The 9,718-nt window shown below is 70.9% G+C and carries 8 protein-coding genes and 3 pseudogenes; 7 read left to right on the plus strand and 4 right to left on the minus strand.

The genetic code is table 11. From position 1 onward, the window contains the following. Nucleotides 1–30 precede the first annotated feature (30 nt). From IE318_RS41360 to IE318_RS41375, 4 genes are read left to right on the plus strand one after another with little or no spacing between them, the layout of a single operon-like run. Nucleotides 31–471 carry a GPW/gp25 family protein gene (locus IE318_RS41360; protein ID WP_189908027.1) on the plus strand — a complete coding sequence of 147 codons (441 nt, stop codon included), beginning with the start codon at nucleotides 31–33 and terminating at the stop codon, nucleotides 469–471. After that, entirely contained in the window at nucleotides 471–2,432 is a 1,962-nt protein-coding gene (locus IE318_RS41365; RefSeq protein ID WP_189908028.1) for a putative baseplate assembly protein, read from the plus strand. The genes IE318_RS41360 and IE318_RS41365 overlap by 1 nt, the downstream gene beginning before the upstream one ends. After that, nucleotides 2,432–3,025 (plus strand): phage tail protein, encoded by a 594-nt coding sequence (locus IE318_RS41370; RefSeq protein ID WP_189908029.1) that lies wholly within the window; start codon nucleotides 2,432–2,434, stop codon nucleotides 3,023–3,025. The genes IE318_RS41365 and IE318_RS41370 overlap by 1 nt, the downstream gene beginning before the upstream one ends. After that, the gene (locus tag IE318_RS41375) at nucleotides 3,022–4,395 is read left to right on the plus strand and encodes a zinc ribbon domain-containing protein (protein WP_189908030.1); all 1,374 of its coding nucleotides are present in this window, start codon (nucleotides 3,022–3,024) and stop codon (nucleotides 4,393–4,395) included. Before IE318_RS41370 ends, IE318_RS41375 begins: the two co-directional genes overlap by 4 nt. A 270-nt stretch (nucleotides 4,396–4,665) precedes the next feature. On the opposite strand, the pseudogene IE318_RS41380 reads toward IE318_RS41375, so the two are convergent. The 3 genes and pseudogenes from IE318_RS41380 to IE318_RS45780 form a co-directional block, all read right to left on the minus strand. After that, a pseudogene (locus IE318_RS41380) lies at nucleotides 4,666–5,259 on the minus strand (eCIS core domain-containing protein); the annotation flags it as partial. Nucleotides 5,260–5,457: 198 nt separating this feature from the next. Further along, nucleotides 5,458–5,745, minus strand: coding sequence for a hypothetical protein (locus IE318_RS41385; RefSeq protein ID WP_229904113.1), 288 nt, complete (start codon nucleotides 5,743–5,745; stop codon nucleotides 5,458–5,460). A gap of 5 nt (nucleotides 5,746–5,750) precedes the next feature. Further along, on the minus strand, nucleotides 5,751–6,005 hold the full coding sequence (locus IE318_RS45780) for a hypothetical protein (RefSeq protein ID WP_229904116.1): 255 nt from the start codon (nucleotides 6,003–6,005) through the stop codon (nucleotides 5,751–5,753). Between IE318_RS45780 and IE318_RS41390 the strand changes: the two are divergent. The 3 genes and pseudogenes from IE318_RS41390 (at nucleotide 5,925) to IE318_RS41400 (ending at nucleotide 8,735) form a co-directional block, all read left to right on the plus strand. Beyond that, nucleotides 5,925–6,556, plus strand: a pseudogene (locus tag IE318_RS41390) (winged helix-turn-helix domain-containing protein). The gene IE318_RS45780 and the pseudogene IE318_RS41390 overlap by 81 nt on opposite strands. 142 nt (nucleotides 6,557–6,698) lie before the next feature. Then, nucleotides 6,699–8,143 (plus strand): annotated as a pseudogene (locus tag IE318_RS46770) (ATP-binding protein). A 109-nt stretch (nucleotides 8,144–8,252) separates the two neighbouring features. Then, on the plus strand, nucleotides 8,253–8,735 hold the full coding sequence (locus tag IE318_RS41400; protein ID WP_229904114.1) for a GerMN domain-containing protein: 483 nt from the start codon (nucleotides 8,253–8,255) through the stop codon (nucleotides 8,733–8,735). Between the two features lie 11 nt (nucleotides 8,736–8,746). Here the strand turns inward: IE318_RS41400 and IE318_RS41405 are convergent. Next, on the minus strand, nucleotides 8,747–9,718 hold a 972-nt coding region (locus IE318_RS41405; RefSeq protein WP_189908031.1), incomplete at its 5' end, for a tetratricopeptide repeat protein.

Consider the following 9,718-nt stretch of genomic DNA (forward strand, 5'->3'; position numbering starts at 1 on the left):
CCGTCGTGAGAGAAGGCAGGTGCAGTCCTGATGGCCGAGCAGTTCGTCGGGTCCGGTTGGTCGTTCCCGCTGCGCATCGGGCCGACCGGCGGGATCGCCATGGTCAGCGGGGAGAAGGAGATCGAGGAGGCGATCCGGCTGGTGCTGTCCACAGCGCCGGGCGAACGGCCGATGCGGCCGGACTTCGGCTGCGCGATCCACGACCTGGTGTTCGCTCCCGTCAACGAGCAGACCGCGGGCCGCATCCAGCACGAGGTGTACGAGAGCCTGGACCGCTGGGAGCCGCGTATCGAGGTCGACGACGTCGAGGTCACGGCGGGCTCCGACCAGAGCGTTCTCTACATCGACGTCCACTACTCGATCCGCGGCACCAACAATCCGCGCTCCCTCGTCTTTCCGTTCTACGTCATTCCGTCCCACGAGGAACCCGACGCCTCCGGCGCGGGCGACTCCCCTGAAAGCGACCGCTGATGGCCCTGCCCTCCCCCAATCTCGACGACCGCCGCTTCCAGCAGTTCGTCGACGACGCCAAGCGCTACATCCAGCAGCGTGCCCCCGAGTGGACCGACCACAACGTCTCCGACCCCGGCGTCACCCTGGTCGAGACGGTCGCCCACATGGCCGACCAGATCGTCTACCGGCTCAACCGGGTGCCGGAGAAGAACCATCTGGCGTTCCTGGACCTGGTGGGGATCACCCTGTTCCCGCCGAGCGCCGCCCGCACGGAGGTGACGCTCTGGCTGTCGGCGCCGCAGGAGGAGCCCGTGGCCGTGCCGGTCGCCACCGAGGTCGCCACCATGCGGACCGAGAGCGACGACGCGGTCGTCTTCGCCACCGAGCGGCACCTGACCATCCTCCCCTGCGAGTTGCGTCATCTGCTGGTGCAGCACAAGGGCGAGTCGCCGGTCGACCGGACGCACGACCTGGGCGAGGCGGACAAGGACCTGCTGTGCTTCGCCGAGTCGCCCGACCCCGGCGACTGCATGCTGCTCGGCCTGTCCGCCGCCGTACCGCACTGCGCCGTCGTGCTGGACCTGGACAGCCGGGTGGACGGTGTCGGTGTGGACCCGCGCCAGCCCCCGCTGGTGTGGGAGGCGTGGACGGCGGACGGCTGGCAGCCCTGCGAGGTCGACCGGGACGGCACGGGTGGCCTCAACCGCCCGGGTGAGGTGGTCCTGCACGTGCCCGGCGGGCACGTGCTGTCGCGCAGCGCCGGTCAGGAGGCAGGCTGGCTGCGCTGCCGGGTCACCGAGCCGCTGCCGGGCCAGCCCTTCTACACCACCTCCCCGACGCTCCGCTCGGCGGAGGCCTTCACCATCGGTGGCACCACCGGTGCCGTGCACGCCGAGACGGTGCACGACGAGGCGCTGGGCGAGTCCACCGGGCTGCCCGGGCAGCGGCTGCGCCTGGCACACGCGCCCGTGGTGGGTGACGACCCGCCGGTGCTGCTGCAGACCGCCGAACACGACGGCTGGACCGACTGGCAGGTCGTCCCGCACTTCGCGGCCTCGGGACCGAACGACCGGCACATCACCCTGGACGCCACGACCGGAGAGATCGCCTTCGGTCCGGCGGTACGCCAACCCGACGGCTCCCTGCGGCAGTACGGGATGGTCGCCCCGAAGGGGTCGCCGATCCGTGCCCGCCGCTACCGCATCGGCGGCGGCCGCGCCGGCAATGTGGCCCGGGGCGCCATACAGATCATGCGCAGCTCCATCCCGTACATCTCCGAGGTCGTCAACCGCGAGGCGGCGCGTGGCGGTGTGGACGGGGAGACCGTGGCCGAGGCGAAGGTCCGTGCACCGATCACACTGCGCGCCCAGGAGCGCGCGGTGACCCTGCGCGACTACGAGGAACTGGCCCGCCGTGCAGCACCGGAGACCGCCCGTATCACCTGTCTGGAGGGTGAGGAAGAGGAGCACGGGGCGTACGCCGTGCGGGTACTGGTGGTGCCGCAGGCGGTCCCGGACCCGGGCGGCCGGCTCCGCTTCGAGCAACTGGTGCCCGGCGACGCCCTGTTGAACCGGATCACCCGGTACCTGGACGAACGGCGGCTGATCGGTACGCGGCTGGCGGTGGGGCCGCCGTACTACCAGGGCGTCACGGTGGTGGCCACGGTGCACGCCTTCCGCGGTGTCGAGACCGAACGGGTGCGGCGGAAGGCGCACGACGCCCTCTACCGCCACCTCGACCCGCTCACCGGCGGTGCGGACGGCACCGGGTGGCCGTTCGGCCGGCCAGTTCAGTCCGGCGAGGTGTTCGCCGTGCTGCAGCGCGTACCGGGGGTGGAGCTGGTCGACCAGGTGGTGCTGCACCCCGCCGATCCGCTGACCGGCAAACGCGGCGAGGCGACCGACCGGATCGATCTGTCGCCGCCGTCGCTGGTGTTCTCCTTCGACCACCGGGTGCGCGTGATCGGGGACGACTCCTGATGCGCGGCTCCGTCGACGGTCTCGGTTCGTCCATGCCGATCGGGGCGATGCTGCCCAGCGTGTTCGCCGACGACGACCTCGCACAGCGGTTCGTCGCCGGGCTCGACGAGGTGATCGCGCCGCTGCTCAACGTGCTCGACTGCCTCGACAGCTACTTCCGGCCGTCCCTGGCCCCGCTCGACTTCGTGCAGTGGCTGGGCGGTTGGGTGGGGGCGGAAACGGACGGCACAGAACCGGAGCCGCGGCTGCGGGCCGCCGTGGCCGCCGCCGCGTATCTGCACCGGGTCCGCGGTACCCGGCACGGGCTGGCCGAGGCAGTGCGGCTCGCCTTCGGCGTGGAACCGGAGATCAGCGAGAGCGGGGCCGCCGCCTGGAGCGCCCGCCCGCTCGGCCCGGTACCAGGCGAACCCCGCCCCCGACTGCACGTGCGCCTCCAGCTGCCCGACCCGACTGCCGCGGACCTCCACCGCCTGAACGTCCTGGTGGCCGCCGCCCGGCCCGCCCACATGCCGTACACGGTCCAAGTGACCGCCGACGAACCTGCCCCACCGGCCCTGCGCGCCGGATCTGCCGAAAGGACACCGGAGAGATGACGACCACCCAGAACTGCGCCGAATGCGGCACCCGCGCGGAACCGGGCCAGTCGTTCTGCGAGGCCTGCGGTGCAGTGCTGAGCTGGGGAGAACGGGAGCGGGCCGCGGCAGCGGCTGCCCGGGGCGGGGCCGGTACTTCGCACGCCACGCCCGGCGCGTCCGCGGCGGCTTCCGACGTGCGCGCCGTGGATGCCGTGGGGGGTTCCGGCGCAGTCGGCGCAGTCGGCGGTGACCCCGGTGAGACGCCCCCCGCGGCGTCACCGGTCGAACCCGCCGCCTCCGCCTCGCCGGACTCCTCCGACTCGTCACCGAACCGAGGCGGCGGTTCGGCGTCACCGGCGCCATCCAGGCCCGTCGGACCCGGTGACGCCTTCCCCGGCCTCACCGGCATCCTGGCCTCGGACGACACCGCGCCCACCGTGCCCGTCGCGCCCGCGCGCCCGGCATCGGACACCGGCGAAGCGGAGGGCATGACCACCCGTGCCCGCCGCCTGCTCGTCCCCGTCGGCGACCCCGAGCCCCGTTCCGAAGAACCCGCCTCCGTCGCCCCGGTGCTGCCCGGCCGCCCAATCCCCCAGCGCCCGCAGGCCGTACGGGCTCCGGGCGAGGAAGCGGGTGCGCAGGGCGGGATCCCGTGCCCCTGGTGTGCGACACCCAACCGGCCCGATCGGCACTTCTGTGTCCGGTGTGCGCTGCCCATGGCCGGAGACGAGCAGGTCGCGTGGCGACTGCCCTGGTGGCGGCGGATCCTGGCCCGCGGCGATCGTGAGGCTCCGTGGGCGGGAGAGCGTCCACGGCTGCGCCGCGCCTTCGACCACATCCTCGGGTGGGTGGGTGCGGCGGTTGTGCTGATCCTGCTGATCGTGCTGGTCGTCAACATCCCCAAGGGGGTCCAGGCGACCCGCGACCACTTCGCCAAGCGTGCGCCGGTCTCACCGGACCGCTGGGCCGCGTCCCGCTCCTACCCGGCGCACGCGCCCGAGTTGGCGTTCGACAGGATCAGCAACACATGGTGGGGTCCCGGGGTTTCCCAGTCCGGACAGGGCCAGTGGCTCGAAGCGCGGTTCGACCAGCCCACCCGGCTGCTCGACCTGGTCATCACACCGGGAGAGTCGCCCCGGGCCGACAAGATCTCCCAATCGGCCCTGCCGCACCGCATCGAGGCCCGCATCACGCGGCCCAGCGGAAAGACCGAGACGCGTGACATCACCCTCGACCAGGGTGCGGGTCCTCAGCCGCGCGCCTTCCGGGTCGGCGAGGTCATCGCGGTCCGCTTCACCATCGAGTCCTCTTACGGGATCTCCGCACAGAAGCAGGTGGCCGTCGCCGAAATCGAGTTCTTCGGTCCGTCGCACAGCGGCAGGACTTGATCCGAGGCCACCTCCGACCGGGACCACTGCTCCTGTTCCTGTTCCAACCCCGGGGAATCCGTCCTCGCCCTGGAAGGGGGCGCGGGCGGCCTCCCGTCGGTGGAGAGGTGCCCGTCCCCGCGATGGGGGCTCCAAGGTCCTTGATCGTGGGGGCGGGCCGGGACGCACCGGGTTCGCAGGCGGCAGTCGACGACGGTCGACAGCCGCCTCGACATCGTCCTGCGAGGACCGGCGTCCGGGCCGGTCTCCGAGTCACTGCTCCGTATGCACCGGCACGGGGCCGGCCATCACACGCCTGGCGTTGTCTTCAGCCGCTCGCTCGAAGCGGTCCCCGGGGTCGCTGACGCGCAGTCCGCTGCCGTTGTCAGTGCCCGAGACCGGACCCTGGCGCTGCTGGATGACATGCGTCAACTCGTGCGCGAGGGTGTGCTTGTCCGTGCCCCCCGTGCCGATGACGACATGGCTGCCCGAGGTGTAGGCGCGCGCGCCGATTTCCTCCGCGGAGCGCTGCGCGGTGAGGCCGGAGTGGATCCTCACGTCGGAGAAGTCCGCGCCGAGCCGTGCCTCCATCTCTGCGCGGAGAGGCCCACTCAGAGGCGTTCCGCCTGAGCGCAGCACCTCGTGCACGGCCGAGCGCTGTACGGCTGGTGCATGCCCGCAGCCCTCGTCGTGACGGTGACGCTCTCCCTCCAGTGACCTGGCCACCGCCGCATTGCCTGCGAACCGTTGGAGAGCAAGCACGTTGTCAGGGGTGATCATCCGGTCCGGACGGATGTTCATCGTGGCAGCAGCGTGGGACCCAGGCAGCGGCCGGGCTCGGGGTGCCGCTCTCGCGGCATCGCGGGAAAGTTCGTGCGAATGCATGGGGTCCCCTCTGTCCTCGTGCTTCGGTCAAGCGGTGATCGAAGCACGGGAGGCGCCGAGCCGGAAGGGCTGTCAGAGCAGCGGAGCAGGCCATTCATGGGTGCCCGTGAACACCGACGGCTGGTGCTGCCGGGACGCCGCCGCATCGGGTCGCTCCGCCACGGCACCGTGACGCCGCGAGCTTTCCCGGCACACCTTTCAGGAGTGCAGAGCGTCGACGGGCTCCATGCGGGAGGCCCGAAGTGACGGGTGGAGACCGGCCAGTAGTCCGACGAGGGCTCCAGCGACCGGGGCTCCGAGAGCGAGACGGACGTCCAGGACCGGGGTCCACTGCCTGATGCCGGAGACGGCGACCACGACGGCCATGCCCAGGGCGGCGCCGACGCCGCCGCCGAGAAGTCCGATGGTCGTCGGCTCCACCAGGAACAGTCCATTGACGTCGCCTTGCACCCCTTTGCGCGCCTTGGCCTGGTCGGCGGGTGCCAAGACGGTCAGGGCGTCTTCGGCGGACCACGACCGACCTTCGAGCCACTGTGATCGTTCTGTAACGGCTGTCGGGCGGCACTCTGCGCAGGACGGTCGCCCCATCCCGATTTGCTTAGACTGCCGAAGTGCCACGAGTTTTGCTTGTCGAAGATGACCAAGACGTTCGTGAGGCCCTTCGACTGGGCCTGCGGCATCAGGGGCACGAGGTCCTCGCCGTCGGAACGGGCGAAGAGGGCCTGGAACAGCTCCGCCAGTTCCATCCGACGTCGTCGTGCTCGATCTCATGTTGCCCGGCATGTCCGGCCTCGACGTTTGCCGGCGGATCAGGGCCCGCGACCAGGTGCTGATCATCATCGTGACGGCCAAGGGAGACGACGTCGACGTGGTCGTCGGGCTGGAGGTGGGCGCGGACGACTATGTGGTCAAGCCCGTGGGGGCCCGGGTGATCGACGCGCGCATACGGGCCGTACTGCGCAGGCACGGCGTGTCGGTCCCGGACAGTGTCCGGCCCAGGGCGGAGTCGCATGGCGAGCTGGTCATCGACCGGGTCGGGCTCGTGGTGACCCACCGGGGAAAGCCTGTCGTGCTCTCCCCCTCCGAGCTTCGGCTGCTGCTGACCCTGTCGGCCTCGCCCGGCCAGGTGTTCAGCCGCCAGCAGCTGCTGGAAGCGGTCTGGGAGCACGACTACCACGGCGACATACGGCCCGTGGACGCCTGCGTGAAGCGATTGCGCGGCAAGCTCGGTGAGGGCAGGAATCCCCGGTACGTGCAGACCGTACGCGGCTTCGGGTACCGTTTCGGCACCTCATGAGCAGCCGGAGATCCGAGCGGGCACCAAAGGTCCCACGCGAAGGCGAGGCCATCGCGGCCGGGCGGGACGCCAGGCCGACGCGGTTCCTCGGGCGGTTCTGGGGCGAGTCCCGCTTCCGCTGCGGGGCCTGCGTCCGCGCCTGATGGCGGCCTTCGTGCTGGTGGCCATGGCCAGCGCCGGGGGAGCCGGCACCCTGGCCTTCCGGGAGGCGCGCACGGGGGTGCTGCAGCAGAGCCAGGACTCCGTCATCCAGCGGTTCCGGGCGAGCGTCGACGCCGTGGCCGTCTACACTCCCCCGGCGCCGGACCAGTCGCAGTTGCAATCGGCGGTGAACCAGGTACTCCACGCCAACCAGGCATCGGGGTGGCGGGTCATGGCCACGTACGGCGGCCTCCGCGCCTCCGCGCCAAGCGCCGACTTCGATAAGCTGAGCCCCGCACTGCGCCGGTCCGTGCAGGCCAAACGGGCCGCGGTGTTCCAGCGGGTGAACGCCGACGGGCATCCCTGGCTCGTCGTCGGAATGCCGGTCACCTACACGACCGGCAAGGGCACGGAGTCCAGGCTCTCAGGGATGGTGATGTACCTGGTGGTGCCGCAGAACACCGAAGAGTCCTACGTCAGGGCGATGGTCAGCGGCATCGAGCACGCCACCCTGGTGGCCCTGTGCCTCGCCGTCGTCCTGGCGCTGCTCGCTTCGAGCGGCGTGCTCCGTCCCGTACGGGTGTTGCGCCGGGCGACGCGTCGGATGGCCGCGGGGCACCTCGACGTCCGGCTGGCCGTCACCGGCTCCGACGAACTGGCTGGAGCTCTCACGGTCCTTCAACGAGACAGCGGCCGAACTGGAGAGCAAGGTCGCCGAGTTGCGCCGCATGGAGGCCCAGGCCCGCCGCTTCGTGGCGGATGTGTCCCATGAGCTGCGCACACCGCTGGCGGCCCTGGCAGCGGTCACCGACGTGCTGGACGAGAACGCGCCGCGCCTGGACCAGGAGACCGGCGATGTGCTGCGGCTCGTCAGCGAGGGAACGGCCCGGCTGAGCGAGCTGGTGGAGGCCCTGATGGAGATCTCCCGCTTCGACGCGGGAGCGGCGGACCTCAACGTGGACGAGGTCGACTTGGCCGAGTCCGTACAGCGCACTCTCGCCGCTCGGGGCTGGCAGGGCCAGGTGGAGACTCATCTGCCCCGACCGGGCATGCTCCGGGCGCGGGTGGATCCGCGCCGACTCGACGTGGTGATGGCCAACCTGGTCGGCAACGCGCTGCGGCACGGGGCGCCGCCGGTACGGCTGACCATGGGCGTGCGCAAGGAACGAGCGGACGTGGCGTGGGCCGTCATCGAAGTGACCGACAGTGGACCGGGGATTCCCGAGGAAGCCATGCCGCACATATTCGAGCGTTTCTACAAGGCGAGCACATCATGGGCCAGGAGCGAGAGCAGCGGACCGGGCCTGGCCATCACGGCGGAGAACGTCCACCTGCACGGAGGACGCATCAGCGTCGAATGTGCCCGGGCGCGGTGCGGCGTTCACGGTCGAACTCTCCCTGCTCCGCGACGCCGCCGACGACGCCACCGCGGGTGGTGCCCGGTGAAGGGCCCGCGCGTACCGGCGCTGCTGGTCGGCTCGCGGCCGCGTTCCCCCTTGCGGCGTGCGGCGCCCCCCGGTCCGAAGTCATCGAGGCCGGCGCACCGGCGAGCGGCATGCGCTCCTTCAGTCCGACGCCCCCGGAGCCCACCAGCATCTCCCTGTATTTCCTGCACGAGGGACGTCTGACGCCCTCCCCCCGCCGCATCGGTGACGCAGGGCACTTCAGGGCCGTGGTGCGCCTGCTGTTCGACGGACCGACCCCGAGCGAGGCCGCCACGGCCACCGCGGAGTTGCCCCGCCTGACCGGTACACCGGACGTGGTGATCGACGACGACGGCACCTTCTCCGTCCAGCTCCCCGAAAATGTCCCTCCTCTCAGCCACCTGGCCATGCTGCAGTTGGCGTGCACGATGGCCCATGTGGCGTGGCCGCTCACCGCGCTGCCGGCGGACGCGTCATGGAAGGCCGACTCCACGGTTCCCACCGGCACCGCACAACGCGCCCCCGCACACACACTCGTCCATGTGCGCGGGAACGGATGGACGATGACGCAGTCGGCCGCCTCGTACCCTGGTCCCGCCCCATTCCCGCCGTAGTCAACGGGCGGTCAGGAGGATCGCGGCTGTGTGTCGAGGCGACGGAGCCGGTCCCGGATCTCCTCGGCGTCCTGATGGCCGAACTCCTCGAAGATCACCAGTGCTCTTCGCCAGCTGGTGCGGGCCGCCTCCCGTTCACCGGCATCCAGGTACGCATCGCCGAGGTGGGCCAGGGTGTGGCCTTCTCCCCACCGGTTGCCGATGTCCCGGTGCACCGCCAGGGCCTGGTGGTAGTGCTCCATCGCGTCGTCAAGGGCGTGAAGCCGGTGTGCGACCGTGCCCAGGATGTCGAGCGTCACGCCTTCGACCCAGCGATTGCCACTGGTGCGAAGCACGCTCAGCGCCTCCTCCAGGCAGCTGGTGGCCTCGTCGAACCGCCCGAGTCGCTGGTATGCGTCACCCAGGTTGGCCAGAGCGATGCCCACCCCCCAGGTACGACCGAGATGGCGGTCCATCGCCAGCGCCTGGCGGAGCCACTCGACGGCCTTGTCGAGCCGTCCGAATTGCAGATGGACATTGCCCAGATTGCCCACGGTCTGCGAGGTGCCCACAGCGTCCCCGAGTTCGCGGTAGAGGATCAGAACCTGCTGGTAGTCGGCGACGGCTTCGTCGTACCGGCCCAGCTCACCCAGAACGTTGGCCCGCTCCTGGATCAGACGGGCCAGGCCTTCGCGGTCGTTGATGCTGCGGGCGGCTGCGACTCCCGTCTCGGCCGAGTGGAGCCAGTCGTACAGGTGACTGCGGAGGTAGAAGAACCCCCACAGTGCCGCGGGCAGTCGCCAGGCGATACCCGGGTGGCCGGACGCGGCGGCCCGGTGGACTGCGGAGACGAGATTGGCCCGTTCGGTCTCGCACCACTCCAGGGCCTGGTCGTAGCCCGTGAACTCCAGGGGACGGCAATCCGGGGGCAGTGGTTCGAGAGGGACCCTCTTGCGGCCCGGGGTGAGGAACGGGCAGGTGGCGTCCGCGGTGTGCAGGAACCA

The sequence above is a fragment of the Streptomyces spiralis genome (assembly GCF_014654675.1).
GTDB lineage: Bacteria > Actinomycetota > Actinomycetes > Streptomycetales > Streptomycetaceae > Streptomyces > Streptomyces spiralis.

Bases quoted from the DNA above. Each gene is read 5' to 3' on its own strand.
- IE318_RS41360 (WP_189908027.1), top strand. From the start codon at position 31: ATGGCCGAGCAGTTCGTCGGGTCCGGTTGGTCGTTCCCGCTGCGCATC.
- IE318_RS41365 (WP_189908028.1), top strand. From the start codon at position 471: ATGGCCCTGCCCTCCCCCAATCTCGACGACCGCCGCTTCCAGCAGTTC.
- IE318_RS41370 (WP_189908029.1), top strand. From the start codon at position 2,432: ATGCGCGGCTCCGTCGACGGTCTCGGTTCGTCCATGCCGATCGGGGCG.
- IE318_RS41375 (WP_189908030.1), top strand. From the start codon at position 3,022: ATGACGACCACCCAGAACTGCGCCGAATGCGGCACCCGCGCGGAACCG.
- IE318_RS45780 (WP_229904116.1), bottom strand. From the start codon at position 6,005: ATGGAACTGGCGGAGCTGTTCCAGGCCCTCTTCGCCCGTTCCGACGGC.
- IE318_RS41400 (WP_229904114.1), top strand. From the start codon at position 8,253: ATGCGCTCCTTCAGTCCGACGCCCCCGGAGCCCACCAGCATCTCCCTG.